Genomic DNA, 26095 nt, shown 5'->3' on the forward strand with positions numbered 1-26095 from the left:
GTGTCGCGCGTTTTTGGCGCAATCCGCCTTGGACTTCGAGCACCTATTTCGGCCATGGTCACTCCGGCCATCGGCGGCGACCATCCACGGAACGGCGCGGCGCGCATGAAGATTTTCAATCCGTTCGCGGATATGCCCGACAATCCGCTCACCCGGGCGATCAAAGAGGGCTACAAACCGCTCGCCTACGCCGGTGGCTTCAGCTTGGTTTCGAACCTGCTGTACTTGGCGCTGCCAATCTTCACCTTCCAGATCTACGGTCGCGTGCTGTCCAGCTACAGCGTGCCGACGCTGCTGGTCCTGACCTTCATGGTGATGCTGGCGTTCCTGATTTCGGGCCTGATCGACGACTTCCGCGCCAAGGTGCTCATCAACTACGGCGTGATCATGGATCAGCGCGTGTCGGGCCGGGTGTTCACGGCGCTGTTCGACACCGTGATCCGCGGTAACCCGTCGGCGCGCTCGCAGGCGCTGCGCGACCTCGACGCCTTCCGCCAAATGCTGACCGGCCCTGCGTTCGGCACTATGTTCGACCTGCCTTGGATGCCGGTGTTCATGATCGTGCTGCTGATCATCGACCCGATCATCGGCCTAGTGACGATCGGCGGCGCGGTGCTGCTGTTCCTGATCACTCTCTTCCAGGACCGAGCGACGCGTCCGGCGCTGAAGGAGGCCAACGAGGCGGCTTTGCGTAGCTACGCCTTCACCGACGCGGCGCTCCGCAACGGCGAGGTCGTGCGCGCGATGGGCATGGTCGAGCCACTGGGCTCGCGCTGGGCTTCGTTCCGCTCGGTCACCATGGAGCGCAGCGCCAGCGCCAGCGAACGCGCCAGCGTCCTCAGCAACGTCAGCAAGTTCACGCGCCAGGCGATCCAGGTGCTGATCATCGCCATCGGCGCCTACCTCGTGGTCAAGGGCAAGATTCACTCGGGCCTGCTGTTCGCCAACATGATCCTGGCCGCCCGCGCGCTGCAGCCGATCGAGCGTCTGGTGGGCTCCTGGGACGCGCTCACCAACGGCTACCGCGCCTATCAGCGACTTAATGCGCTGTTCGCCGATTACCGGCCGACCAAGACCTCGACGACCTTGCCCAAGCCGCTTGGTCAGCTGTCGGTCGAAGGCGTGAATTTCGCGCCGCAGGGCGCCACCCGCTTCGTGCTGCAGGGCGTCAACTTCAAGATCGAACCCGGCGAGATGCTTGGGATCATCGGCCCGTCCGGCGCCGGCAAATCTTCCTTGGCCCGTCTGATGGTCGGCATCTGGCAACCGAACAGCGGCAACGTCCGCCTCGACGGCGCCGACGTCTATACCTGGGATCGCGGCGACTTCGGCCGCCACGTCGGCTACTTGCCGCAAGACACAGAGCTGTTTTCGGGCAGCATTCGCGACAACATCGCCCGCTTCCGCGCCGATGTGGACGACGAGCAGGTGGTCCGCGCCGCGCAGGTGGCCGGCGTCCACCAGCTGATCTTGCGGCTGCCGAACGGCTATGACACCGACCTCGGTGAATCCGGTCACGTGCTGTCGGCCGGTCAGCGCCAGCGCGTCGGCCTAGCGCGGGCGCTGCTCGGCAATCCCCGGCTGATCGTGCTCGACGAGCCGAACGCGGCCCTCGACGCTGAGGGCGAAGAGGCCCTGGTCAAGGCGCTCGATGCGCTGAAAGCTGGCGGCTCGACGATCGTAATCGTCTCCCACAAGCCGAGCGTGTTCCGCTCGGCCGACAAGATGTTGATGCTGCGTGACGGCCGAATGGAGATGTTCGGTCCGCGCGACCAGGTCATGGCGCGGGTCGTTCAGCCTGCCGCTCCGCGTGCGATCGAGGCCGGCCGATGAAAATGGATTTCAACGCGCCCAAGCCTTACGTCACGCCGCAGTTCGACGATAAGGACCTCGTTCCGCTCGATCCGGTCCTGGCCCAACGCATGCGCCGCCCGATCATGGCCGGCGCGGCGGTGGTCGGCGTCTTCGTGGTCGGCCTGACCCTGTTCGCAGCGGTCGCCAAGGTCGACAGCGCTGTGGTCGCGCCGGGCGTCGTGCGGGTCGAGGACAACCGTAAGACCATCCGTCACCGCGAAGGCGGCACGATCAAGTCAATCAACGTCAAGGAAGGTCAGCGCGTCCGTCAGAACCAAGTGCTTCTGACCTTCGACGAGGTGCAGCCGCGCGCCAGCACCGACGTTCTGCAGAATCAGTACGACACGCTGACCGCGCAGCTCGCACGATTCCAGGCCGAGGCGACCGATCAGAAGACGCTGGTGATCCCGGCTGAACTGACCGCGCGGGCGTCCAACGACCCGCGGGTTGCGGGAATCATCCGTGACCAGGAATTCCTGTTCACCTCGCGCCTGCAGTTCTTCGAGACCCAGGGTGCGGTCCTCGCGCAGAAGCTTCAGCAACTAGAGACCCAGATCAGCGGCGTCCAGGCGCAGGTCGATGCGGTGCGCGAATCGGACCGCCTGACCCGCGAGGAGCTGGCGGGCTACCAAACACTCTACGAGAAGGGTTATGCGCCCAAGACCCTGATCCTGCGCTACCAGCGCTCGCTGGCCGACCTGGCCGGGCGCAAGGGCCAGCTGATCGCCGAGATCACCCGTCTGCGCGAGCAGATCGGCGAGACCAGGCTGCAGATCACCACCCTCAAGGAGCAGCGGATCACCCAGGCGGCCGAAGGCCTGCGCCAGATGCAGACCGGCCTGGCCGAGGCGACCCCCAAGCTGGCCGCCGCCCGCCAGATGCTGAACGCCGCGACGGTGCGTTCGCCGGCCGATGGTTACGTGCTTGATCTGACCCAGTTCACCATCGGCGGCGTGGTCGCGCCCGGCGAGCGGCTGATGAGCGTGGTTCCGGCCAATGCGCCGCTGATCGTCACCGGGCGAATCAAGCCGCAGGATGTCGATGTCGTGAAGCCCGGCATGAAGGCGAAGGTCCGGCTCTCGGCTTTCAACGCGCGTCGGACTCCGCCGGTCGACGCCACCGTCGTGACGGTTTCCGCTGACCAGCTGGCCGACGAGAAGACCGGCGAAGGCTACTTCCGCGTCGATCTGAAGATCGATCCGCAGGAACTCGTGAAGCTACCGAAGGGCGACAAGCTGACCCCCGGCATGCCCGCTGAGACCATGATTGTTACAGGTAATCGCTCGATCCTATCCTATGTGGTCAGCCCGCTGACGGACACCATCCGGGACGCCCTGCGGGAAGACTGATCCGTTAACAATTGGTGTGCTGGAAACGCGGGCGCGGAGGGGATTTCCACCCGTTTTTGGTGTTGCGCATCAACCGAGGTTCCGATACGTCTTCCTCGGGCTCGTTTAACCTTCGCCACGACCTTGTTGTGGCCGAAGGCAAGGACCGCTGGGACCGCTCCATTGGAAAATGGTGGCCAGGCGTTTCGGGGGTCCATGTGACACAGACTGGAGAGAAGCATGGCTAACTACTTCTTTGAGACGATCACCGCGGCGCAAGCTCTTGCGTTCACGAACGCTGATCAGCTCATCTTTTCGACCGCCGGCGCGACGGCCTCCGCCGTGACGGTTTCGATCACGCCCGCGGGCGCGATCACCCCGGAAACCGTTTCGCTGACCTTCGGCGGCCGCACGGTCGTGTTCGGTACCGGCATCTACGGTGACACCGACATCGTCCTTCCGGACGGCTCGAAGTTCTTCCTGGGCAACCCGGCCGTTGTGGCCAACGAAACCATCGCTGGTGGTTCGCTGGGCGACGTGATCTGGGGCGGCGAAGGCAGCGACAACATCGACGGCGGCGCCGGCAACGACTATCTGCAAGGCAACAAGGGCAACGACACCATTGTTGGTGGCGCTGGTAACGACACCCTGCTGGGTGGCCAAGGCAACGACATCATCTCCGACACGTCGGGCACCAACTACATCCATGGCAACCTCGGTGATGACACCATCACTGGCGGTTCGGCGAACGACACCATCTACGGCGGCGCCGGAGATGATGACATTGACGCTGGCGCCGGCAACGACATCGTCTACGCCGACTCGGGTGCGGACAGTGTGATCGGCGGCCTGGGTAACGACACCATCTACGGCCTGGCGGGTTCCGACACGCTGACCGGCAACGACGGCGACGACTTCCTCGACGGCGGTGACGAAAGCGACAACCTCGACGGTGGCGACGGTAACGACACGCTCAACGGCGGCGCCGGCACCGATTCCATTCTCGGCGGCCTCGGCAACGATCTGCTGCAAGGCAACACCGGCAATGACACCCTGAACGGCAACGATGGTAACGACACCATCTCCGGCGGTCAGGACAACGACATCATCACCGATACCCTTGGCAGCAACTGGCTGCACGGCAACCTGGGTGATGACAACATCACTGCTGGCACCGGCAACGACACCATCTACGGTGGTCAAGGCGTTGACACGATCGACGCTGGTGACGGCGCGAACCTGGTCTTCGGTGACCTGGGTAACGACGACATCACCACCGGCGCTGGCACCGACACGATCTACGGCGGTGCGGGTGACGACGTTATCGACGCTGGCGCTGGCAACGACGTGATCGACGGTGGCGACGGCGACGATGACATCGACGCTGGTTCGGGCGCTGACTCGGTGCTCGGTGGCGCTGGTGCGGATAGCATCATCGGCAACGACGGCAACGACACTCTGTCGGGCGGCGAAGGCAACGACACCCTCACGGGTAACGCCGGCAACGACGTGCTCGGCGGCGGCGCGGGTGACGATATCCTCGATGGCGGCGCTGGCCAGGACACCCTGACGGGTGGCGTGGGCAACGACACCTTCGTCTTCGGCAACACCGACTCCAGCACGACGGCCGGTACGCTCGACCAGATCAATGGTTGGGAATCGGGCGACAAGCTGGACTTCACGGCGGCCGTCACGAATGCGTCCTACACCGAGATCACGTCGACCGACTACGCTTCGGCGAAGGCTACCGCCGACGCCCTGCTGAACGGCTCGATCACCGCGGTGTCGGCCCAAATTGGCAACGACGTTGTCGTGTTTGTCAGCACCGCCGCCGGTAGCGGTGCGGAAGTTGCTGTTGCTCTGGTTGGCGCCAATCTGAGCCAAATCAGCGAAGCCAACTTCATCTAAGGTCTCAGACCTTAGGGGAATTGAGGGTCGTCCTTCGGGGCGGCCCTTTTTTCATGCGTGGTGCACCCGGCGTTGTATCTGCCCGGCGGTATCGGCTGAGTGTGCTAGACAGGGCGCGCTCCACTGCGTCGCCAAAAAGAAATCGGGCGGCGAAGCAAGTGCTTCGCCGCCCGATCAATGCGACACAGCCATGGAGAGCAAGGCTGACAATCAACTGTAACGCATCGCGACTCAGCCGCCTAGGGGGGCGGCCGGTCTGCAAGAGCGACTAACGGATTTGTGAGCAGCGCCGTGACGCACGCCGTCTTCGTCAGCCAGAGAGCCGAATCGCAAAAGTCCGGCTGATCACCGCCTTGCCGTCGCGACTCACTACATAGGTCGCCTTGTACTCACCCGGGGCCCAGGATCCTCCTGCGCGTTTGCCGGTGAACATCATGTATTGGGCCTTGGCGCGATCGAGCGGCGGTTGGGCGTTCGTGGCGAGCGGCTCGCCGTCCGGGCCGACAATGGTCAGCTGCTGAATGTCGCCGCCGCGCAGATTGATCGCGCGGACATAGGCGATGAGCATCGGGGAGGCCCTGGTCGGCGGCGCGATGCCGCCGGCCTCGATCGTCTCCATTGACAAGGGGGCGGTCGCGAAGCCCGTGTTGAGCACGACGCCCGGCTTGTAGGCCATCGCCTGAGCCGCGGCGGGCGTCCACATGGCGGCTGGCGGATTGGGTCCGGAGCAGGTTTCATTCGGCAGGTCTGGCGCGGAAGGGTCCACCATCTCGCCTTTACGCCGCACGGTGACGTGGGCGTGCGGATACTCGGTATTGCCCGAGAGGCCGATTAGGGCGAGCGGCTGGCCGGACGTCACTTGGTCGCCGACCTTGACCTTCAGGCTGCCCTTCGCGACGTGGCAGTACTGGGTCTCCCAGCCGTCGCCGTGATCGACCACCACGCCGTTGCCGCAGTCCTGGCCGTCGAGGGCGGCCCGGCCGATCTTAGTGACCGAGACGTCTTCGACCCCGTCGCGCAGCCGCGCGACCCGGCCGTCGGCCGCGGCCAGCACCGCCACGCCGGCCCCCTGCGCGGCCATGTCCAAGATGCGGATGTCGACGCCGCCGTGCGCGTCATAGGTATTGGAGCCGCATCGATAATCCTGCACGCCTGGGCCCCGATCGCGGTCAACATAGTTCTGGACCTCGCAATCACGACCGACGGTGCAGGCAACCGGGAAGGCGAGGCGCGGTCCGTTCGCCGCGGCGGGCGCTGCCTGCGCCGCCTGCGATGGCGCGGCCGCCAGCTTCGCATTCGGCGCCGCGGCGGCGCGGCCGCCGTCCTCTGCCGGCGTGCACGCGGCGAGCACGCCGGCGAGGATGATCGGAACGGGTTTCAGGGCGACCTGCATGGTCCCCAGCCTCGCGGCCCCGCGGGGCCGCAATATGGCGTCACCAGAACGAAATGCCGGTAAGCCGCGCCAAGCGCGCCATGTCTTCAGCGTAGATGTCGCGCAGATAGGCGACGTCGTCGTCCGGAAGCTCGGCGCCGACTTCCTGGCCTACATGCACGTTACGATGTTCGACCGCGCCCTGCGGCGGCGCGCCCAGGAACTCGCCAACCGCATCGAGCGTCGGGCCCGGCTCTCGCCTCAGGTCCTCGGCCTGCAGCAGCAGCACCTGCTCGCGCGGGAGCAGCCGGAACAGTCGCTCGACCTGCTCGCCGTAGAAGCCGCGTTCGACATAGGAGAACTCGCGGTGCACGCCCCAGGGTTCGGCGTCGAACAGCCGCCGCCGCCCTTGCCGGATGCACCAGGAGAACGGGTGGGTCTCGACGCCGCGCGAGGTCTCCATCCGCCAGTGCGACCAGGCCCGTTCGACCGGATCGCGCAGCATGACAATGAGCTGGATCGCGGGGTTGTAGGCGGCGATGCGCTCCAGGCTGCGCGGCCAGTAGAGATAGATCGGCGTCGCCTCGCCGCGGATCGCCTGGCGCTCCCATTCGAACTGCGCGTGATAGGTCCCGTAGTCTGGCGCCGCCCAATCCACCGTCTCATCGTCAAAGAAGTGAACCTCCTTGACGCGCGAGAGCGCGATCCTCGGATTGTCGCTGAGATAGTCGTAGAGCGCCGTCGTCCCAGCTTTCTGCACGCCCGCGACGATGAAATTCACCCGTCGATCCGCCATCTCGTCCTCTAATGCCAAGCATTGCGGCGCACGGTCGCCGCGTGCGCACTGGATACGTCTTCATCGGGCCGCCGACACGCGATAAGAGACCCCGGCAGGGTAAGTGCTCAGCGACATCGCGATAGAGGCGGGGACAGCTTGATCATCAGTTCACAAAGCAGCAGCGCTGACGCGCGGTTTGGGAGCGCCCTATCGTGAAAGTCGTCTTGCTGGCCGGCGGCCTTGGCACCCGAATCTCCGAGGAAAGCCACCTGAAGCCCAAGCCGATGATCGAGGTCGGCGGCCGGCCGATCCTCTGGCACATCATGAAGCTGTTCTCGCACTACGGCTTCAACGACTTCATCGTCTGCCTTGGCTACAAGGGCTACGTGGTGAAGGAGTACTTCGCCAACTACGTCCTCCATAACGCCGATCTGACGGTCGACCTGGCCAAGGGCTCGGTCGAGTACCACGCCACCAATCACGAGCCATGGCGCGTCACCCTGGTCGACACCGGGGCCGAGACCATGACCGGGGGCCGCCTGAAGCGGGTCGCCCAATACCTGAACCCGAACGAGCCGTTCTTCCTGACCTATGGCGACGGCGTCGCGGACATCGACATCCAGGCGCTGGTGGACTTCCACAAGGCGCACGGCAAGCAGGCGACCGTCAGCGCGGTCTCTCCGCCCGGCCGCTTCGGGGCGCTGGAGATCGTCGACGGCTCGGTCAAGCGTTTCATTGAAAAACCCCCCGGCGACAATGGCTTGATCAACGGCGGCTTCTTCGTGCTGGAGCCGCAGGTCATTGAGCGCATCGCAAGCGATGCGACAGTGTGGGAACTTGAGCCGTTGGAGGGCTTGGCGCGTGAGGGCCAACTGATGGCCCGCCCGCACGACGGGTTCTGGGCCGCCATGGACACCTTGCGCGATAAGAACATCCTCGAGTCGCTGTGGGCCTCGGGCACGGCGCCCTGGAAGCTGTGGAAATGACGCGACCGAATCCCGCCTTCTGGTCGGGCAAACGGATTCTGCTGACCGGTCAGACCGGCTTCAAGGGCTCGTGGGCCGCCGCCTGGCTGGCGCAGATGGGGGCCAGGGTCACCGGCCTGGCGCTCGCGCCTAACCAGACGCCAGCGCTCTACGACCAGGCGGAGATCGGCGGCCTGATCGACTCGCACTTCATCAACCTGCGCGATCAGACCGCGGTTGAGGCGCTGGTCTCCGCGCGCCAGTACGACCTGGTGCTGCACATGGCGGCCCAGCCGATCGTGCGCACCTCGATCGAGGACCCGGTCGGCACCTTTGCCGCCAACATCATGGGCACCGCCCACCTGCTGCAGGCGCTGCGCGCGCAGTCGGCCCTGGCCGCCGTATTGGTGATCACCTCCGACAAGGTCTACGCCAATAACGAGCAGGGCCGGGCCTTCCAGGAAGGCGACGCCCTCGGCGGCAAGGATCCGTACTCCGCCTCCAAGGCCGCGGCCGAGATCGTCACTCAGTCGTTCGCGCGCAGCTTCTTCGACAAGGCCGGCGTTCCTGTCGCCACAGCTCGCGGCGGCAATGTCATCGGCGGCGGCGACTTCTCGCGCGACCGGCTGGTGGCCGACATCGTCCGCGCCGGCTTAAGCCAGACCCAGACCGTGCTGCGCCACCCGGAGGCCACCCGCCCCTGGCAGCACGTGCTCGATTGCGTCGCCGGCTACCTGGTCTATCTGGAGCGCTTGGCTACCGATCCGAGGACCCCACACGCGATGAACTTCGGCCCGCGTCCCGGCGGCCCCGAAGTCAGCGTCGGCGAGCTGGCCACCCGCGCCACCGCCGCCCTCGGCGCCCAGCCGTGGCGCCACGAACCCGACCCCAATTCGATCGAGGCCCGCGCCCTTGGCATCGACGCCAGCCTGGCTCGCCAGGTTCTGGGCTTCGAGAGCCGGCTCGATGCGCCCCAGGCCGTCGATTGGACCATGGACTGGTATCGCGCCCAGGCCGACGGCGGCGACGCCCTCAGCCTCGTCCGTCAACAGATCTCGCGTTACGAAAGCCTCTGATGACTGTGCCTGCCTGCCGCTTCTGCCGCGCCCCGCTGACCCAGACCTTCCTCGACCTGGGCGACCAGCCGCTGGCCAACTCGTATCTGACCAAGGCTCAGCTTGAGTCCGGCAAGGAGGGCTTCTACCCGTTGCACACCCGCGTTTGCGGCAACTGCTTCCTGGTCCAGGCCGACGACCCGGTCGCCGCCGACGCCATCTTCGACGAGGGCTACGCCTACTTCTCAGCCTATTCGGAGAGCTGGGTCGCCCACGCCAAGCGCTACGCCGAGGCTATGGCCAAGCGGTTCGCCTTGGGGGCGCAGTCGCTGGTCATCGAGGTCGCGTCCAACGACGGCTACCTGCTGCAGCATTTCAAGGCGATGGGCGTGCCGGTGCTGGGGGTCGAGCCGACCGCCAACACCGCTGAAGTGGCGATCAAGGAGCGGGGAATCCCCACCGAGGTCACCTTCTTCAACGACGCCACCGGCCGCGACCTGAAATCCCGCGGCGTCGCCGCCGACCTGATGGCCGGCAACAACGTCCTGGCCCACGTGCCTGACATCGGCGACTTCGTGGCGGGCTTCCAGCATGTGCTGAAGCCGCAGGGCGTGCTGACGTTCGAGTTCCCGCACCTGCTGAACCTGATCGGGAAGTTGCAGTTCGACACCATCTATCACGAGCACTACTCGTACCTGTCGCTGCTGGCGGTCGAGAAGGTGCTGCGCGCCAACGGCCTGCGGCCGTTCGACGTCGAACTGCTGCCGACCCATGGCGGGTCGCTGCGGCTGTTCTGCGCGCACGAAGCGTCCAGCCATCAGGAGACTGAAGGACTGCGCGACCTGCGCGCCCGCGAGCAGGCGGCCAACCTCGACAAGCCGGCCGGCTACGAAGGCTTCGCCGCGCGCGTCGAAGAGGTCCGCCGCGGCTTCCTCGCCTTCCTCGCCAAGGCCAAGGCCGAGGGCAAGACCGTCGCCGCCTACGGCGCGGCCGCCAAGGGCAACACCTTCCTGAACTATGCCGGCGTCACCCCCGCCGACATCGTCGCGGTGTTCGACGCCAACCCGCACAAGCAGGACCGCTTCCTGCCGGGCACGCACATCCCGATCCACGCCCCGGCCAAGGTCGCGGACTTCAAGCCGGACTATGTGATCATCCTGCCCTGGAACCTGAAGGACGAGATCATGGGCCAGCTGGCCTATATCCGGGACTGGGGCGGTCAGTTCGTCACCGCCGCGCCGGACACCAAGGTCGTCGGCTGATGAAGTTCACGGCGACGGAAATCGAAGGCCTCGTCATCGTCGATCTGGAGCCGGCCAGCGACGAACGCGGCTCCTTCGCCCGCCTGCATTGCCCGCAGGAGTTCGCCGCCGCCGGCCATCCGTTCCTCCCGACGCAGACCAGCCTGTCGCGCAACCTGAAAGCCGGCACGCTGCGCGGCATGCACTATGAGGCCGCGCCCCGTGAGGAGGCCAAGCTGGTGCGCGCGACCCGTGGCGCGATCTTCGACGTCGCTCTCGATCTGCGCCCCGCCAGCCCGACCTACCGCCGCTGGGTCGGGACCGAGCTCACCGCCGACAACGGCCGCGCGCTGCTGATCGGCAAGGGCATGGCCCACGGCTTCATCACCCTCGCCGACGACACCGACGTCATCTACCAGATTGACCAGATCTTCGAGCCCGGCCATGGCCGCGGCGTCCGTTGGAACGACCCGGCCTTCGCCATCGACTGGCCTGCGACACCGCTCGTCATCTCGCAGCGGGATGCGGGCTATCCGGACTTCGCGGTTTGAGGCAAAAGCACGCCAAGCCTACAGGAACTTAAGTAATGCAGAACGAAAAGCTCGGCGCCGCGCTCGCCCGGATTGCTGAGACCCCCGAGTGGCGTGAAGCCTTCGTCCGTCACGTCCTGGCCTTCGAAAAGGACATCGCGACGCCTGGCGTCGACCTGCGTGAAGAAGTGACCGGGCCGCTCGTGGACGCCGTGTTCCGCGAGAGCGAACTGGTCCGCAAGCAGCTGTCCAACGGGGCGGTGTTCGAGTTCCTCTATCGTTCGAAGATCGCTCGGGACTTCGTGATGTCGGAGCCGACGGTTCCGGACCACGCCTGGGAGCCGCAGACCTCGCGCATCGTCGTCGAGCTGGCCAAGCGCGCCAAGCAGGTGGTGGTCGGCGGCGCCTATTTCGGCGACCACGCCATCCTGATCGCCCGTGAAGTCGCCGGCCGCGGCGGCGTCGTCCACGCCTTCGAGCCCAACAGCGAGCAGCGCGGCCAGCTGATCCGCAACGCCGAGCTCAACGGCCTGTCCAACTTGGTGCCGCGGGCCGAGGGCCTGTGGGACTCCAGCTCGGCCAATCTGCGTCTGGTCGGCTACGACTCGTTCGCCAGCGTTGAGACCGCCGAGGCGGGCGACGCGGACTCGTTCCAGACCGTCACCATCAACGACTATCTGCAGAGCGCCGGCGTCGAGAACCTCGACCTGATCGTGCTCGACATCGAAGGCGCAGAACTGGCCGCCCTGAAGGGCGCCGAGGCCTATCTGGCGAAGCCCGCCGGCCAGGCTCCGGACATCGTCTTCGAAGTGCACCGGCACTATGTCGACTGGACCAATGGCCTGGCCGACACCGAGATCGGCCGCTTCCTGACGCAGCACGGCTATCAGCTGTTCGCCCTGCGCGATTTCAACTCGAACGTCGATCTTTCGGGCAAGCCGATCGAGCTGATCCCGGCCGACGCGGTCTATTTGGAAGGCCCGCCGCACGGCTTCAACATGATCGCGGTCAAGGACTCCTCGTCGCTGATGGCTCCGACCTATTCGATCGTCCGCGACGTTAGCCCCAAGCTGCTGCGTCACAAGGATCCGGCGCTGCACCATCCGCTCGGCGGCCTCTGAAACGCAATGGCTGAGGTTACGATACTTGGCGCGCGGGGCTTTGTCGGATCAAGGCTCCGCGCGGCGTTCGAGGCCGAAGGCGCCGACGTCTATGCACCGGCCAAAGGCGATCCGGCGATGTTCGAGCGTGACCTCGGCGCCGTTTACTACTGCGCCGGCCTGACCGCCGACTACGCGGTCAGGCCGTTCGATACCGTCGAGGCGCACGCGACCCTGGTCGCGGCCCTGGCCAGGTCAGGACGATTTTCGCGGCTGATCTACACCTCGTCCACCCGGCTCTACGACACCTCGTCCGCCGCCTTGATGGCGGAAAATCAACCGCTGATCTTTCGCCCAGACCAGCCGCGCCAAATCTACGATCTCAGCAAGGCGCTGGGTGAGAACATCACCTTGACCCAGATGGGCGGGAAGGGCGGCGTTGCGCGGCTCTCCAACGTCTTCGACTGGCAGGACGATTCGCCAGGCTTTCTGTCGGAGTGGCTGATCGCCGCGCGGTCGCAGAAGACCATCGCGCTGGAATCCAGCCCACACATCGCACGCGACTATATCCACGTCGATGACGTCGTGCGCGCGCTGCGCGCCATGATCGACGCGCCCGAACCTGGGATCGTCAATGTCGCCAGCGGCGAGCTGGTCGACAACGGCGCGATCGCCCGGACTTTCGAGCTGGCCGGCTATGGCATCACTTTCAGCGGTTCGGGCAACCCGCCGCCAGTGCCCTGCGCCGACGTCGCTAAGCTGCGCGCCCTGGGCGTCGATCCGCGCCCAGTCCGGGCCGTCATCGCCGAATATCTCGCGTCGAGAGACCACTGATGAAGCTGATCAACCACACGCATGAGAGCCTCACCGAGTATGTGGTCCGGCAGCTGGCCGCGGTCGTGCCGGACGGCTCGGAAGACCAGATGCGCCAGGTGATAGGCCGGCACGTCGACGAGGCACTGGCCCGCATCGGGCACTGCATCGACCGGGTAGCCATGTGGCGGGCAGGGGAGTTCAACTACCTGCACTCCACCCAGTACTGCCAGTTTCTGTATTACCTCTCCAATACGATCTGGCGGAATGAGCGCGACGGTCAGGCAGCCACGCGGCTGTTCCTGCTGAACAAGGCGCTGAACGCAATTGACCTCTTTTACGAAATCGACATGCCGCCGGTGTTCTTTATTGGCCATAGCGTCGGTATCGTCCTGGCCAAGGCGACCTACGGCAACTATCTGGTGCTCTACCAGAACTCCACGGTCGGCCGGCACTTGGACCGAATCCCTGTGCTGGGCGACGGAGTGATCCTCTATCCGAACACCGCAGTAATCGGCGGTTCGACGGTTGAGGACGGGGCTGTGATCTCGCAGGGGACAAGCGTCATCGACAGCCACGCGCCCGCCCGCTCGATCGCGTTTGCGGGCGAGGCCGGAAAGCTCAAGTTCCGGCGTGCTCCAGAAGCGCTTCTTTCCGAGTATTTCCGCCTCTGACGGCGCCCTCGATCATCGCGTAAAAGTCGCGCGCAAAGGCTTCGGTCTGGCCGAGCGGGCTATCCTTCATGCGTTGACGGAGGTTGGCGCGCAGCTCGCGGCGCTCGGCTTGGTTCGCCGCGAGCTTCAGCGCGATCTCGTGATACTGCTCAGGGCTGTCAGCGATGTGGTGCGCCAACCCGACATTAGTCAGGATCGAACCGCTGAGCCGTTCGAACAGCGCCTGGCCACGCAGGTTCACGACTGGAACCCCCATCCACAACGCCTCGCAAGTCGAGGTGCCGCCGGTTAGCGGGAACGGGTCGAGCGTAATGTCCACCTCGTTATAGTACTGCATGTGCACCCCGCGCACCGAGCGGAACACGAGGCGGTCGGCGTTGACACCTGCCTCTGAGAAGACTGCTTCCATGTTCCGGCGGAAACTTGGCGTATTGCCTTCAGGGCGGATGAATTCGAAACGTGAATCTGGAACGTCACGCACGATGCGCGCCCACGCGGCGAGCATTTCTTTAGAGTATTTGTGCGGGTTGTTGGCTGTACCAAAGGTAATGAAGCCAGTGCGATCTTCCGGCAATCCGTCCGTGATCGCTTGTCGATCGTTGAAGATCTGTGGTGCGAGTGCAAGCCATGTGGCGGGCATGAGCAGCGGCTTCTCGATCAGGAGACTCTGATCTGGCGGGCACAGATGAGGATCAAGCACGATGTGGTCGATAGTCGTCGGGCCCGCTGAGTGGGGGTATCCCAGCCAGCTAGCGACGAGGGGAGCTGGCTTGTAGGCGGTCACGCCAAGCTTGTTCATGTGGGTGGAGCCGCCGAGCTCAATCAAGATATCGAGATGGTCATCGGCGATCATCTGTGCCGCATCGCGGTCGGTGATATCCTTGCGCCAGCGGAAGACGTCAACGTTGTCGCTAATCTCCTTTTGAAGGGGATCCTCCCGAGCGCCTTCATAAAAGGAATAGCAGTACACTTCATACTTTTCGCGGTCGTATTGGGTGAACAACGGTAAGGCGAAGTATGCAACGGGGTGGTGCCGTAGATCGGATGACATGAAGCCGATGCGAATCTTGCCATTCGCGGGCCTAGACTCGAGACGCTTGATAGGCGTCCGTTGAGCGCGCTGTATAGCGCTGTCGCCCCAGTGCTTATGCATGGCCAGAAGGTCTCGTGCGTCGTCGAGTGATTTGACCCGCCCCAAGAGCCCAAACAGAGCAGTGTGCCGACCGGCCGCCGCCCATTTGTGACCGACTTCGCCAAACGGGCCGAGTTGCCTAACGCCCTCATAGTCCCCGACTCGAACGAAGATCTCCATGGCGACCTTCATAACCGACGGGTTTAGATCTAGGTCTGCCGTCATGCCCTCCTTGAGTAGGAGGTAGGCGCGCTCAAGGTGCTGTGCTTCGTCGCCGTAGCGCGAACGTCCAAGGCTTTCAATCAACGCCAGACGATAGTCGAACTTGCCGGGGTCTAGCTCAACCGACCGTTCCATATGTACATTGCCACGGAGGCGGTCGTAGTCGCTGATGGTAGCGCCAAGCTGATGGTGGAGCCAAGCCTCCTCGTTGTACCGATCCTGCAATTGGATGAGATAGGCCTCTGCGTCGCGGAGGCGACCTGACCGGCGCAGCGTAATAACGCGGGCCTCGCACAAACGCATGGAGTCTGGCACCACAGTCAGGGCCTGATCAATTATCGGCAGAGCTTCCGGAAAGCTCCGAAACTCGGAGATCACGGACGCGATATCCAGAAAGGCGTCGACGTAGTCCGGCTTCAACTTCACCGCCAAGTTGAGTCGCATCATCGCTTTGTCGTAGTCGCCCGAATACCAGTGGCCACGACCAAGAGAGCGCTGGAATTCGTGATTGGTAGGCTGCAGACGGACTAGCTTCGTAAACGCTTCTACAGCGGACGGGCCATCTCGAACGTCATTATGGACATTCCCGCGGTTGCTGATGGCGGAGGGGTTTTTAGGGTTGATCTTCTCCGCTTGCCGCAACGCCTTGATCGCATCGTCGAAGCGTTTCAACCGGCGCAGCGTTACCCCTCTCACGTTCCAAAGCTCATAGTCCTTCGGGTATAATTTCAGCGCAGCAGCGGTCCAACGCTCAGCGCGCGCATGTTCGTTGTGGCGGAATAGAATACTTGTGAAATTTCTGTACAGAGATACCGGAGCGTTCGGGTCGCGCTCAAGTTCGATCTCTATCATCTGCATACTCTCTTCTGTGCGCCCCTCCTTCAAAGCGGCATCGGCAGCAGCAAATCTTTCAAGTGACATTCAATATTCCTCACCCATTGCAGCGTCATGCGCGGGCGTTTTCGTGTGAACTGTAGGGCGCAACTTAGTGGCGGCGGCCGACGGCGCCAACTATGGCGCGTTTATCGGTCGCGGTAGCGCCACTTCAGGGTCAGGATCACCGCCGACAGCGCCAGACAGACGCTGTTGGCTCCGATCACCGGCCAGCTGCCGGTCAGAACGCCGTAGACCGTCCAGAGGCTGAAGCCGGTCACGGTCACGACGTACATCCGCAGGCTGATCGACGAGGCGTCCTTTTCGCGCCAGATCTTGATGATCTGCGGCGTGAAGCTCGCCATCGAGCAAAGCGCCGCGGCGGTTCCGACGATGTCGGGAATTGACAGGGCCATGGCGGCAGAACGGCCCGCCGCGGCCAAGGTTGCGCGCATGAAGAAGGGCGCGGAACCGCGGTCCCGCGCCCTCGTCACGCTTAGTCCCGGCGGGAAGGGTCAGCGCGGCTTGTAGATCTTGTCGAACACGCCGCCGTCGCCGAAGTGGGTCGCCTGGGCCTTCTTCCAGCCGCCGAACGCGTCGTCGATGGTGACGAGCGGGATCTTCGGGAACTTCTTGGCCCACTTGGCGGCCGCTTCGGGATTGCGCGGGCGGTAGTGGTTCTTGCCGATCAGGTCCTGGGCCAGCGGGCTGTAGAGGAAGTTCAGATAGCCCTCGGCGATGGTGCGGGTCTTCTTGCGGTCGACGACCTTGTCGACCAGCGCCACCGGCGGCTCGGCCAGGATCGACATCGACGGGTAGACGATGTCCACCTTGCCGGGGCCCAACTCCTCGATCGCGAGGTAGGCTTCATTCTCCCACGACAGCAGCACGTCGCCGATGCCGCGCTGGACGAAGGTGGTGGTGGAACCGCGCGCCCCGGTGTCGAGCACCGGCACGTGCTTGAACAACTCCTCGACGAAGGCCTGCGGGTTGCGGCCGTTCTTCTGGGCCCAGGCCCAGGCGGCCAGGTAGTTCCAGCGCGCGCCGCCCGAGGTCTTCGGGTTGGGAGTGATGACGTCGATGCCCGGCTTCACCAGGTCGCCCCAGTCCTTGATCTTCCAGGGATTGCCCTTGCGGACCAGGAACACGATCGTCGAGGTGTAGGGCGTCGAGTTCTGCGGCAGGCGCGACTGCCAGTTGGCAGGCAGAAGCTTGGACTTGGCGGCGATCTCGTCGATGTCGCTGGCTAGCGCCAGGGTGACGACGTCGGCCTGCAGGCCGTCGATCACCGAGCGGGCCTGCTTGCCCGACCCGCCGTGGCTCTGCTGGATCACGAGATCCTGACCGACCTTGCCTTTCCAGTACTTTGCGTAGGCGGCGTTGATGTCCTTGTAGAGCTCCCGCGTGGGGTCATAGCTCACGTTCAACAGGGTGATGGCCTTGGCCTGCGCCGCGGCGGGGCCGGCCAGAAGGGCCGGCGCGGCAACGGCCGCAGCGCCGGCGGCGGTCCCCGCGGCGAGGACGCCGCGGCGGGACGGGACTTGTCGGTTCTGGCTCATGGATCGAGGGTCCTTCGGTCTCATCGGCAAGCTGGCGCGGCCGGCCGTAGCCGCGCCAACCCGCCTATTGGGGTTAGAACGCGTACTGAGTGCGCAGCGAGTAGATGTTGAAGTCCTGCCCGACCTGGGCGCCGGCCGGCGGGGTCGCCGTCCCGGTCCCGAAGGCCGTGCCGCCGGGTGACAGACGGTCCACCGAGACGTCCTGGAAGGCCGCCTGGAACCGCAGCACGTTATTGACGTACCAGTTCAGACCCAGGGTGAAGATCTCCTGTTCACCGCCGCGGATCGCCGAGGCGACCGGCGCCGTGCCAGGCGAGCCGGCGAGATAGTTCAGGTCCAGCACCGAATAACGCAGGCCCAGCTCCCAGGCTCCCCAGGTCCCCTTCTTCAGGTCGAAGGGCTTGGCCGGGCGCGGAGCGTCGAAGGTGCCGGCCGTGTAGCGGCGCGGCTCGCCGGTGATGGTCCAGCCGGCCTGGGCGTACCAGCCCGAGAAGTCCGGATCCGACAGCGGGCCTTTGCGGTCGACCTTGATGTCGAAGTACTCGGTCTGGACGTAGAGGTTCTTCCATTGGGCGCCGAACTCGCCGCCGATGGCGGTCAGGCCGTCGGCGTCGATGTTGCCGGTGTCGATCAGGCGGGCGCCGTCGACGCGGATTTCCGGCCGGTCGCGCAGGCGGACGTTGGTGATTGCGGGCGCGCCGCTGACGTCCGGACCGCTGGCGGCGGGGTTGATGACGATCGAGGTGTTGACCCCGACGTGGATCAGGCTGTCGTCGCGGCGGAACGGCACGTAGGTCAGGCGGCCGACGAACGCGGTCTGCTCGTCGAAGCTTGAGGTGCCGATGATGTTGCCGGTGATCGCGGCGGCGCCGGTCCAGTTGTCGCCGCCGGCCAGCAGGGCGACCGCGGTGCGGCCGTCGCCAGCGGCGATGCTGCGCACGGTCTCGGCCGGCGAGGCGCGCTCGACGAACAGCGAGCCGTTGGTGGAGACCGCTTCTTCCAGGCCCGACGGCGGCGAGAAGGCCCCGATCCGCAGCTTCAGGCCGGCGACCGGGAAGCCGTACTGCACCCAGGCGGCGCTGATCTTGCCGGCCTCTTCGGTTCCCGAACCGCCGAAGTCGTAGAGGAAGTTGTAGTCGAAGGCGCCGAAGGCCTTGCCCTCGATGCCGATCCGCGCGCGCCGGAAATTGGCGCCGTCCGACAGGTCGCGGGCGTGGTCGTTCTCGTTGGCGTCGCCGTACGAGCCGCGGCGGAAGTCCGTCGCCAGGGGACCGGCGGCGGCCTGGTCGTAGTGGGCGGCGTCGAGCTGGAAGACACCGCGGAACGAGGCGGTGAAGTTCCCGTCGGCGGTCGCGATGGTCGGACGGCCGTTGGCCAGCGACACCGTCGTGGCGGTCGCTTCCTTGCGGACGTCGGCGATGTTGTTGGCGGTCGATTGCTTGAGGTCGGCGATCTGCGACTGCAGCAGCTCCAGCTGTTCCTCAAGCGCCTTGATGCGCGCGTCGGTCGCCTCGTCGGCGGCGGCCAGTCCCGGCCAGGCGAAGGCGATCGCCGCCGCCCCGGTGATGAGTTTGGTTTTCCACGTCATGTGGTTCGTGCCCCTCGTTTTGTTGGAGTTCGTTTCAAACTCGACCGCATGTAGACGCGATAATTCCCATCGGAAAAATCGAGTTTGACTTGAAGCGGTCGCAGAATTCCTGACAGCGCGTATCTGCCGCGGCCTCGCGCTTGGGTCGCTGTCATCCCGATGACATAAGGGTCGGGCTTCGTTGTTCGTGGTGTTGCAGGATCGATTCGCCTTGGCGCTTCCGCCGTCGTCTTCGCGGTCAGCTTTCCCGACCTGGCTCGGCTCGGTCGGTCCTGTCCTGACGGCCGGCGCCGCGGGCGTGTTCGCCATCCTCGGCTTTGCGCTGCTGGTCGGCGCTGACGCGCAGGCGGTCTCATGGATGCTGCTGGTGGTCTGTGGCGTCACCGGGCTGGCGGCTTGGCACGTGGCCGAGCGGGTCGGCGTCGCCGCCCCCGCCGCCAGCGCGTTCGAACGCGCCACCCACGAGGACGCGCCGCCCTATGCGAGCTTGATCGACGCCTTGCCGGATCCGGTGCTGGTGATTGCCGCCCATGAGCCAGATGACCTCACAGGGCGGCGTTTCGTGCTGGTTAACGCCGCCGCCCGGGAAACCCTCCGCGTACAATATGACGCAGGGATGCTTGTGACAGTGATCCGTGATCCCGACGTGCTCGAAGCGGTCGACAAGGCGCTGTTCGAGCAGACCGTCGCCGAGGCCGTCTACGAGATGGGCGGCGCCCAGGAACGCGTCATGCGGGCCATCGCCAAGCCTGTCGGCCAGGCAGCGGACGGCGCGCCGCTGGCCCTGCTGGTGCTGCGCGACGAAACCGACATCCGCCGGGCCGAGCGCACGCGGGCCGATTTCCTGGCCAACGCCAGCCATGAACTGCGCACGCCGCTGGCTTCGCTGGCCGGCTTCATCGAGACCCTGCGCGGCCACGCCAAAGACGACCCCGGCGCGCGCGCGAAGTTCCTGTCGATCATGCAGGCCCAGGCCGAGCGGATGTCGCGGCTGATCGACGACCTGCTGTCGCTGAGCCGCATCGAGCTCAACGAGCACATCGCTCCGCACGGCGAGGTCGACCTGATCATGGCGGTCATGGATGTGCTGGATTCGCTGGGCCCGGTGGCGCGCGACCGCGGCGTGCGTCTCGAGCCCGTCGACCTTCCCGGCCGCGGCTCGGTGATGATCGCCGGCGACCGCGACCAGATCATCCAGGTGATCCAGAACCTGGTAGACAACGCCATCAAGTACACGCCGCAGGGCCAAGCCGTGCGGATCTCGCTGCGCAGCGGCGTCTCGGCCAGCGCCGCGGCCGCGGTCGGCGATCCGCGCGCGGCCCGCTTCTCGTTGCTGACCCCTGATCGGGCCTCGGACCTCTATGCGGCGCTGCGGGTGTCGGACGCCGGCGTCGGCCTGGCGCGCGAGCATCTGCCGCGGCTGACCGAGCGCTTCTACCGCGTCGAGGGCCAGAAGAGCGGCGAGCGCTCGGGGACGGGCCTTGGCCTGGCCATCGTCAAGCACATCGTCAATCGCCACCGCGGCGGGCTGACCGTCGAGAGCGTGCAGGGCGAAGGCGCGACCTTCACCGCCTACTTCCCGATGGTGAAGGCCGAGGAGCCCGCTGCGGCCTGAGGCGGACACAAAAGTCCCCGGGCGTGGCCCGGGGATCAGTTGGCAGGGAAAGTCGGCTTCTAGAATTTGAAGGTCAGCGACGCCCCATAGGTGCGGGTCTGGCCCGGGAAGCGGACCACGACGTTGGCGTTGCTGCTGACCGCGCTCCAGTAATACTCGTCGGTCAGGTTGCGGCCCCAGAGCGACAGCTCCCAGCGGTCGTCCAGCGCGTGCACGCCGAGGCTGGCGTTGAGCACGCCGTAATCCTCGATGACGAAGCGCGGGTCGCCTTCCAGGTCGGCGTGCGACTTGGACTGGTAGCGTCCGGCGAGAGCGGCCTGCAGGCCGAGATTCTCACTCAGGTCGCGGCTGTAGAGCACAGTCAGACCGCCCTGGAACTTCGGGCTGTAGAGGAACGGCTTGCCGTCGAAGTCCATCGGCTGGCCGGCGGCGTTGATGCCGATGTAGTTCTTGACCTCGGTGTGCAGGAAGGTGGCCGAGCCGATCAGGGTCAGATCCTGCGTCGCGCGCCAGGTCACCTCGCCGTCCAGCCCGTAGGCCTCGGAGTCCGGCACGTTCGCGAGCCGCGCCAGGGCGGTGTAGATCGGGTCGGCGAAGTAGACGCTGAGCTGCTTGTCCTCGTAGTCGTAGAAAAACGCGCTGACATTGGCCTGCACCCGCCGATCGAACAGCGCCGCCTTCACCCCGACCTCGTAGGCGGTCAGCAGTTCCTGCGTCGCCGGCGCGTTCTGGGTGGAGATATTGGCCGCGTTGATCGGCGTCGCGCCGGCCTTGGCCCCGCGCGAGATCGAGCCGAACACCAGAACGCCGTCGGCCGGCGTCCAGTCCAGCGCCACGCGCCAGGCCACGTTGTCCTCGTCCAGGGTCGAGGTGACCAGGCCGAAGGCCCGCTTGGCCGGATCGAAGGTGTTGCAGTCGTTCGGCCCGATCGGCGCGACCATGCCGTAGGCGGTGAAGAATAGCGCCCGGTTCACGACGTTGACGTTGGGCAGCATGCTGCCGTTCACGTCGCGCGAGCAGCCCGCATAGTCCTGCTTGTCCTGAGTGTAGCGGAGGCCGGCGGTCAGCTTGAACTGATCGTTGATGCGATAGTCGCCATTGGCGAACAGGCTCCAGGTGTCGGTCTCGATGCGGCCGATGTCCTGATAGGTCCGGAACGACTGGTTCAGCTGCGCTGAGGTGTAGCCGCCGGAATTGAACGGCGTCGCCAGCAGCGGCTGGCCGACCGTACGGATCAGGGTGACGTTGGCGTTCTGGCCCAACAGGGTGCGGTTGGAGTCGAGGATGCGGTCGCGGGCGACATAGCCGCCGACCAGCCAGAAGAAATTCTCGCCGGAGCCTTCCAGGTGGATTTCCTGGGCGATGGATTCGATGTCGCCCTGGGCGTGCTGAATCAGGATCTCGTAGGGCGCGCCGCTCCAGTCGAACTTCGCATTGCGCTCGAGCTTGTTGTAGCTGGTCAGCGAGACCAGCTGCATGTCGCCGCCGATATTCCAGTCGATCCGCACCTTGCCGGCGTAGAAGTCGTTGTTCTCGCGCAGCGGCCCGCCGATGCCGATCCCGGCGCCGATGTCGGCCCCGCGCACGGACTGCCGAGCCCAGTCGGCCTGGTCGGCCTTGGTCGGGGCGTTGGCGGCGATGTAGGCGGCCAGACCCGGCGCGTTGAACGGGCTGCCGGTGGTGGCTGGGGTGAAGCCGACGCCCTGTGCCGCGACGGTGTCGGACTTGTTGCGCCAGGCGGTCAGCGACGCGTCGATCGACAGGGTGTCGGTGGGTTGGATCGCCAGCGAGGCGCGGCCGCCATAGCGGTGCACCTCGCCCTGGCGCTCGCCGCGGGTGTTGCTGATCTGCCAGCCCTCGTCGCTGTCCTCGGTGCGGAAGGCCAGGCGACCCTGGATGCGGTCGGCGATCGGACCGCTGACATAGCCCTCGAAGTTGTGTGTCTTGTAGTTGCCGATCTCGCCGGTGATCGCCGCTTGGAAGTCCTCGGTCGGCTTGCGGGTCACGAAGTCGATCAGGCCGGCGGTGGTGTTGCGGCCATAGAGCGTGCCTTGCGGCCCCTTGAGCACCTCGACCCGCTCAAGGTCATAGATCGGGCCGGTGTTCATCATCGGATAGGCGTAGGCGACCTCGTCGGTATAGGTCCCGACGGTCGAGGTGGCAGACATGTTGATCGTGTTGAAGCCGATCCCGCGCAGGGTGTAGGTCGGCACCCCCTGATAGCTCTGGGAGACGCTGAAGCTCGGCGCGAAGGTGCTCAGGTCCTTGACGTTGGTGACGTGCAGCTTCTCCAGGGTCTCGCCGGTGACGGCCTGGATGCCCATGCCGATGGTGTTGGCGGTCTCTTCCCGGCGCTGGGCGGTGACGACGACCGCCTCGATCTCGGTGGCGCTCTGGCCCGATGATTGGGCCGCCGTGGGCGCGGCCGAAAACAGCGCGGCCGTGCTGACGCTCAACGCCAGCAGTCCGCGCAGGCTGAATTGTCCTGGCATCTCTCTTCCCTCCTCCGGCGCCGCGCCTCTGTCGTGCGCGTGCGGCCTATCCAGGGTGGAGGGTGGGGAGTTCCTGCGACCGCGCCTAGCTGACGGATGTGATAGGGCGGGGCCGCACATCGTAATGAAACTGTCATCGAACTGTCGCAGCCCGACAGCATAAGGCGGGCAGTTTCCAGCCCGGGCGGGCAGAGGGGCGATCAGCCGCTCGTTTGTCCGGCTCGCGCAACGGCATGGACCTTCGATGCTCACCTGGATCGCCCTGACAGCGCTGCTGCTGTTCTCGCTGGCCACGTACATGGCCGGGCGCCGCCGCGCGGTGGCCGCCGCCGGCGGCAAGCCCGCGCAGCTTCACTCGCTTCCTGGCTACTACGGCAGCTACGCGGCCCTGTGGGTCGGCGTGCCCGCCGCCCTGCTTATCCTGCTGTTCGCAATGTTCGGCGGACGGCTGGAGGAGGGGCTGCTGCGGACGGATCCCCCGGCCGCGGTCCAGGAGCTGACCGCGCCGCAACAGGACGTCTTCTACGACGACGCGCGCGCCATCGCCCGCGGCGGCATGCCTAGCGAGACCGTCTACGACGGCGCGCTGAAGACGGCGCTCGAGGACAAGGCCGCCAAGTCGCAACAGCTTACCGGTCTGATCCAGTACGGCTCAATCGGCCTCGGCGCGATCCTCGCGCTGGCCGGCGCCTTCATCGCCTATCCGCGCATCTCCCCGCAGTTCCGCGCGCGCAACAAGGTCGAGGGCTGGGTCGCGGGCCTGTTTATCGTCTGCTCGGTGACGGCCATTCTCACGACCGCGGGGATCATCGCCTCGCTGGTCTGGGAAAGCTGGCGCTTCTTCCAGGCCGTGCCGATCCACGAGTTCCTGTTCGGCACCGAATGGAACCCGCAGATCGCCATGCGCGCCGACCAGTTCGCCGGCGCCGGCGCCTTCGGGGCCGTGCCGCTCTTCGTCGGCACCTTCCTGATCATGCTCATCGCCATGCTGGTCGCCGCCCCGATCGGCCTGTTCTCGGCGATCTACCTCTCGGAGTACGCCAGCCCCTGGACGCGCTCGGTGGTCAAGCCGCTGCTGGAGATCCTCGCCGGCGTGCCGACCGTGGTCTACGGCTTCTTCGCCGCCCTGACGGTGGGGCCGCTGTTCCGCTCGTTCTTCAACTGGATCGGCGCCCAGCTCGTCGGCGGCAGCTTCGATGGCCTCGCCCAGTACCTGATGCAGGTGCAGAACCAGATGGCCCTGGTCGCCGGCGCGGTGATGGGGATCATGCTGATCCCGTTCGTCTCCTCGCTCAGCGACGACATTATCAACGCCGTGCCGCAATCGCTGCGCGACGGCAGCCTGGCCATGGGCGCGACCCGCTCCGAAACGGTCAAGAAGGTGGTGCTGCCCGCCGCCCTGCCGGGGATCATGGCCGCCCTGCTGCTGGCCGTCTCCCGCGCCGTCGGCGAGACCATGATCGTCACCATGGCGGCGGGCCTGCAGGCCCGCATGACCCTCAATCCGCTGGACACCGTCACCACCGTGACCGTCCAGATCGTGACCCTCCTCACCGGCGACCAGGAGTTCGACAGCCCCAAGACCCTGTCGGCCTTCGGCCTCGGCCTCACCCTCTTCGCGGTGACGCTGATGCTGAACATCGTCGCCCTGCGCATCGTGCAGAAATACCGGGAACAGTATGACTGACGCCGCCCTGACGCCCCCCGCGAACAGCCTGCGCCAGACCGTCGAGGCGCGGCTGAAGAAGCGCCACGCCCAGGAAATGCGTTTCCGCCTCTATGGCCGCCTGGCCATCGTGGTCGCGCTTTCCTTCCTTGCGATCCTGCTCGGCCGGATCGTGACCCAGGGCTACTCGACCTTCGTCGACTACCAGCTCACCGTGCCGGTCCACCTGGACGCCAGCAAGATCGACAAGGCCGATCCGACCGGCGCCAACTACGACATGATGGTCGCCAATTCTGTGCTGGCCGAGCTGGGCGAGACCGACGACGAGTTCGGGAACAAGTCGGGCAAGGTCATGGAGATCATGTCCAACGACCTCGGCTTCCAGCTGCTGAAGATGGTGCGCGAGGATCCGAGCCTGATCGGTAGGACCGTGACCGTCACCGGCCCGGTGAAGTCCGACGCCGCCCTGTACTTCAAGGGCCAGATCAAGCGCTCCACGCCCGAGGACGAGCGCAAGCTCGACAACCAGCAGCTCGATTGGATGGACAAGCTGAAGGCCTCCGGCGCGGTCAGCTCCGGCTTCAACACCGGCTTCCTGACCCGCTCGGACTCGACCGAGCCGGAACAGGCCGGGGTTCTGGGCGCCATCGTCGGCTCGCTGATGATGCTGCTGGTCACCGCCACCCTGGCGATCCCGATCGGAGTGCTGGCCGCGACATATCTGGAGGAGTTCGCGCCGAAGAACCGCTGGACCGACCTGATCGAGGTCAACATCAACAACCTCGCGGCCGTGCCTTCGATCGTCTACGGCCTGCTCGGCCTGGCGGTGTTCATCAACTGGCTGGCGGTGCCGCGCTCCTCGCCGCTGGTCGGCGGCCTGGTGCTGGCGCTGATGTCGCTGCCGACCGTGATCATCGCGACCCGCTCGGCGCTCAAGGCCGTGCCGCCCTCGATCCGCGAAGCTGCGCTCGGGGTCGGCGCTTCTCGCACCCAGACTGTGTTCCACCACGTGCTGCCGCTGGCCATGCCCGGCGTGATGACCGGCTCGATCCTGTCGCTGGCCCACGCTCTGGGCGAGACCGCTCCGCTGCTGATGATCGGCATGGTCTCGTTCGTGCCTGGCGTGCCGGAAGGTTTCACCGGCGCCGCCACCGTCCTGCCTGTTCAGGTGTTCATCTGGGAGAACGCGTCAGAGCGCGGCTTCCATGAACGCACCGCCGCCGCCATCATCGTGCTGCTGGTCTTCATGATCGTCATGAACCTGGCCGCCATCCTAGTTCGGCGCCGCTTCGAGCGGCGGTGGTGACGCGATGCGCCTGATCCCGAGGTT

The 26095-nt window shown here is 65.7% G+C and carries 20 protein-coding genes; 13 read left to right on the forward strand and 7 right to left on the reverse strand.

Annotation, left to right across the window (positions count from 1 at the left end):
- Positions 1–105 precede the first annotated feature (105 nt).
- From GGQ61_RS11280 to GGQ61_RS11290, 3 genes are all read left to right on the forward strand, one after another.
- Positions 106–1833 (forward strand): type I secretion system permease/ATPase, encoded by a 1728-nt coding sequence (locus tag GGQ61_RS11280; protein WP_221220998.1) that lies wholly within the window; start codon positions 106–108, stop codon positions 1831–1833.
- The gene (locus GGQ61_RS11285) at positions 1830–3203 is read left to right on the forward strand and encodes an HlyD family type I secretion periplasmic adaptor subunit (RefSeq protein ID WP_246370810.1); all 1374 of its coding nucleotides are present in this window, start codon (positions 1830–1832) and stop codon (positions 3201–3203) included. Before GGQ61_RS11280 ends, GGQ61_RS11285 begins: the two co-directional genes overlap by 4 nt.
- A gap of 219 nt (positions 3204–3422) precedes the next feature.
- Entirely contained in the window at positions 3423–5090 is a 1668-nt protein-coding gene (locus GGQ61_RS11290) for a calcium-binding protein (protein ID WP_183772645.1), read from the forward strand.
- 310 nt (positions 5091–5400) lie between these two features.
- Here the strand turns inward: GGQ61_RS11290 and GGQ61_RS11295 are convergent, their stop codons facing one another.
- Positions 5401–6483, reverse strand: a complete 1083-nt coding sequence (locus GGQ61_RS11295) for a M23 family metallopeptidase (protein WP_183772647.1) — start codon at positions 6481–6483, stop codon at positions 5401–5403.
- 40 nt (positions 6484–6523) lie between these two features.
- Complete coding sequence (locus tag GGQ61_RS11300) at positions 6524–7258, reverse strand: sulfotransferase domain-containing protein (protein WP_183772649.1); 735 nt, start codon at positions 7256–7258, stop codon at positions 6524–6526.
- A gap of 194 nt (positions 7259–7452) precedes the next feature.
- Here GGQ61_RS11300 and rfbF point away from each other — a divergent pair, with 194 nt between their 5' ends.
- From rfbF to GGQ61_RS11335, 7 genes are read left to right on the forward strand one after another with little or no spacing between them, the layout of a single operon-like run.
- Positions 7453–8226, forward strand: coding sequence for a glucose-1-phosphate cytidylyltransferase (gene rfbF, locus GGQ61_RS11305; RefSeq protein ID WP_183772650.1), 774 nt, complete (start codon positions 7453–7455; stop codon positions 8224–8226).
- Complete coding sequence (gene rfbG, locus GGQ61_RS11310) at positions 8223–9281, forward strand: CDP-glucose 4,6-dehydratase (protein WP_183772652.1); 1059 nt, start codon at positions 8223–8225, stop codon at positions 9279–9281. The genes rfbF and rfbG overlap by 4 nt, the downstream gene beginning before the upstream one ends.
- Positions 9281–10522: a class I SAM-dependent methyltransferase gene (locus tag GGQ61_RS11315; protein WP_183772654.1), complete on the forward strand. Its 1242-nt coding sequence runs from the start codon at positions 9281–9283 to the stop codon at positions 10520–10522. Before rfbG ends, GGQ61_RS11315 begins: the two co-directional genes overlap by 1 nt.
- The gene (locus tag GGQ61_RS11320) at positions 10522–11052 is read left to right on the forward strand and encodes a dTDP-4-dehydrorhamnose 3,5-epimerase family protein (protein ID WP_183772655.1); all 531 of its coding nucleotides are present in this window, start codon (positions 10522–10524) and stop codon (positions 11050–11052) included. Before GGQ61_RS11315 ends, GGQ61_RS11320 begins: the two co-directional genes overlap by 1 nt.
- A gap of 35 nt (positions 11053–11087) precedes the next feature.
- Entirely contained in the window at positions 11088–12152 is a 1065-nt protein-coding gene (locus GGQ61_RS11325) for an FkbM family methyltransferase (protein ID WP_183772657.1), read from the forward strand.
- A 6-nt stretch (positions 12153–12158) separates the two neighbouring features.
- Complete coding sequence (locus GGQ61_RS11330) at positions 12159–12965, forward strand: NAD-dependent epimerase/dehydratase family protein (protein WP_183772659.1); 807 nt, start codon at positions 12159–12161, stop codon at positions 12963–12965.
- A complete protein-coding gene (locus GGQ61_RS11335; RefSeq protein ID WP_221220999.1) occupies positions 12965–13618 on the forward strand; it encodes an LbetaH domain-containing protein in 654 nt (217 codons plus the stop codon). Before GGQ61_RS11330 ends, GGQ61_RS11335 begins: the two co-directional genes overlap by 1 nt.
- Here the strand turns inward: GGQ61_RS11335 and GGQ61_RS11340 are convergent.
- The 4 genes from GGQ61_RS11340 to GGQ61_RS11355 all read right to left on the reverse strand — a co-directional run bounded on the left by GGQ61_RS11340 (position 13566) and on the right by GGQ61_RS11355 (position 18992).
- Complete coding sequence (locus GGQ61_RS11340; protein ID WP_183772661.1) at positions 13566–15893, reverse strand: O-linked N-acetylglucosamine transferase, SPINDLY family protein; 2328 nt, start codon at positions 15891–15893, stop codon at positions 13566–13568. The two genes, GGQ61_RS11335 and GGQ61_RS11340, sit on opposite strands and share 53 nt — an antisense overlap.
- Before the next feature lie 101 nt (positions 15894–15994).
- On the reverse strand, positions 15995–16261 hold the full coding sequence (locus tag GGQ61_RS11345) for a SemiSWEET family sugar transporter (protein WP_183772663.1): 267 nt from the start codon (positions 16259–16261) through the stop codon (positions 15995–15997).
- A 99-nt stretch (positions 16262–16360) separates the two neighbouring features.
- Positions 16361–17404 (reverse strand): sulfate ABC transporter substrate-binding protein, encoded by a 1044-nt coding sequence (locus GGQ61_RS11350; RefSeq protein ID WP_183772665.1) that lies wholly within the window; start codon positions 17402–17404, stop codon positions 16361–16363.
- 73 nt (positions 17405–17477) lie between these two features.
- Complete coding sequence (locus GGQ61_RS11355) at positions 17478–18992, reverse strand: OprO/OprP family phosphate-selective porin (RefSeq protein ID WP_183772667.1); 1515 nt, start codon at positions 18990–18992, stop codon at positions 17478–17480.
- 211 nt (positions 18993–19203) lie between these two features.
- Here GGQ61_RS11355 and GGQ61_RS11360 point away from each other — a divergent pair, with 211 nt between their 5' ends.
- Complete coding sequence (locus tag GGQ61_RS11360) at positions 19204–20607, forward strand: ATP-binding protein (RefSeq protein WP_246370811.1); 1404 nt, start codon at positions 19204–19206, stop codon at positions 20605–20607.
- A gap of 59 nt (positions 20608–20666) precedes the next feature.
- Here the strand turns inward: GGQ61_RS11360 and GGQ61_RS11365 are convergent, their stop codons facing one another.
- Positions 20667–23099, reverse strand: coding sequence for a TonB-dependent receptor (locus GGQ61_RS11365; RefSeq protein ID WP_183772669.1), 2433 nt, complete (start codon positions 23097–23099; stop codon positions 20667–20669).
- Positions 23100–23343: 244 nt separating this feature from the next.
- On the opposite strand from GGQ61_RS11365, the gene pstC reads away from it, so the two are divergent.
- Positions 23344–24786, forward strand: a complete 1443-nt coding sequence (gene pstC, locus GGQ61_RS11370; RefSeq protein WP_183772671.1) for a phosphate ABC transporter permease subunit PstC — start codon at positions 23344–23346, stop codon at positions 24784–24786.
- On the forward strand, positions 24779–26071 hold the full coding sequence (pstA, locus tag GGQ61_RS11375; RefSeq protein ID WP_183772673.1) for a phosphate ABC transporter permease PstA: 1293 nt from the start codon (positions 24779–24781) through the stop codon (positions 26069–26071). The genes pstC and pstA overlap by 8 nt, the downstream gene beginning before the upstream one ends.
- The last annotated feature ends 24 nt before the right edge of the window (positions 26072–26095 follow it).

The sequence above is a fragment of the Phenylobacterium haematophilum genome (assembly GCF_014196295.1).
In the GTDB taxonomy this organism is placed as follows: Bacteria; Pseudomonadota; Alphaproteobacteria; order Caulobacterales; family Caulobacteraceae; genus Phenylobacterium; species Phenylobacterium haematophilum.

Excerpts from the sequence above, each read along its gene's own strand:
- GGQ61_RS11280 (WP_221220998.1), top strand. The coding sequence starts at position 106 with ATGAAGATTTTCAATCCGTTCGCGGATATGCCCGACAATCCGCTCACC.
- GGQ61_RS11285 (WP_246370810.1), top strand. The coding sequence starts at position 1,830 with ATGAAAATGGATTTCAACGCGCCCAAGCCTTACGTCACGCCGCAGTTC.
- GGQ61_RS11290 (WP_183772645.1), top strand. The coding sequence starts at position 3,423 with ATGGCTAACTACTTCTTTGAGACGATCACCGCGGCGCAAGCTCTTGCG.
- GGQ61_RS11295 (WP_183772647.1), bottom strand. The coding sequence starts at position 6,483 with ATGCAGGTCGCCCTGAAACCCGTTCCGATCATCCTCGCCGGCGTGCTC.
- GGQ61_RS11300 (WP_183772649.1), bottom strand. The coding sequence starts at position 7,258 with ATGGCGGATCGACGGGTGAATTTCATCGTCGCGGGCGTGCAGAAAGCT.
- rfbG (WP_183772652.1), top strand. The coding sequence starts at position 8,223 with ATGACGCGACCGAATCCCGCCTTCTGGTCGGGCAAACGGATTCTGCTG.
- GGQ61_RS11315 (WP_183772654.1), top strand. The coding sequence starts at position 9,281 with ATGACTGTGCCTGCCTGCCGCTTCTGCCGCGCCCCGCTGACCCAGACC.
- GGQ61_RS11320 (WP_183772655.1), top strand. The coding sequence starts at position 10,522 with ATGAAGTTCACGGCGACGGAAATCGAAGGCCTCGTCATCGTCGATCTG.
- GGQ61_RS11325 (WP_183772657.1), top strand. The coding sequence starts at position 11,088 with ATGCAGAACGAAAAGCTCGGCGCCGCGCTCGCCCGGATTGCTGAGACC.
- GGQ61_RS11330 (WP_183772659.1), top strand. The coding sequence starts at position 12,159 with ATGGCTGAGGTTACGATACTTGGCGCGCGGGGCTTTGTCGGATCAAGG.
- GGQ61_RS11335 (WP_221220999.1), top strand. The coding sequence starts at position 12,965 with ATGAAGCTGATCAACCACACGCATGAGAGCCTCACCGAGTATGTGGTC.
- GGQ61_RS11340 (WP_183772661.1), bottom strand. The coding sequence starts at position 15,893 with ATGTCACTTGAAAGATTTGCTGCTGCCGATGCCGCTTTGAAGGAGGGG.
- GGQ61_RS11345 (WP_183772663.1), bottom strand. The coding sequence starts at position 16,261 with ATGGCCCTGTCAATTCCCGACATCGTCGGAACCGCCGCGGCGCTTTGC.
- GGQ61_RS11350 (WP_183772665.1), bottom strand. The coding sequence starts at position 17,404 with ATGAGCCAGAACCGACAAGTCCCGTCCCGCCGCGGCGTCCTCGCCGCG.
- GGQ61_RS11355 (WP_183772667.1), bottom strand. The coding sequence starts at position 18,992 with ATGACGTGGAAAACCAAACTCATCACCGGGGCGGCGGCGATCGCCTTC.
- GGQ61_RS11365 (WP_183772669.1), bottom strand. The coding sequence starts at position 23,099 with ATGCCAGGACAATTCAGCCTGCGCGGACTGCTGGCGTTGAGCGTCAGC.
- pstC (WP_183772671.1), top strand. The coding sequence starts at position 23,344 with ATGCTCACCTGGATCGCCCTGACAGCGCTGCTGCTGTTCTCGCTGGCC.
- pstA (WP_183772673.1), top strand. The coding sequence starts at position 24,779 with ATGACTGACGCCGCCCTGACGCCCCCCGCGAACAGCCTGCGCCAGACC.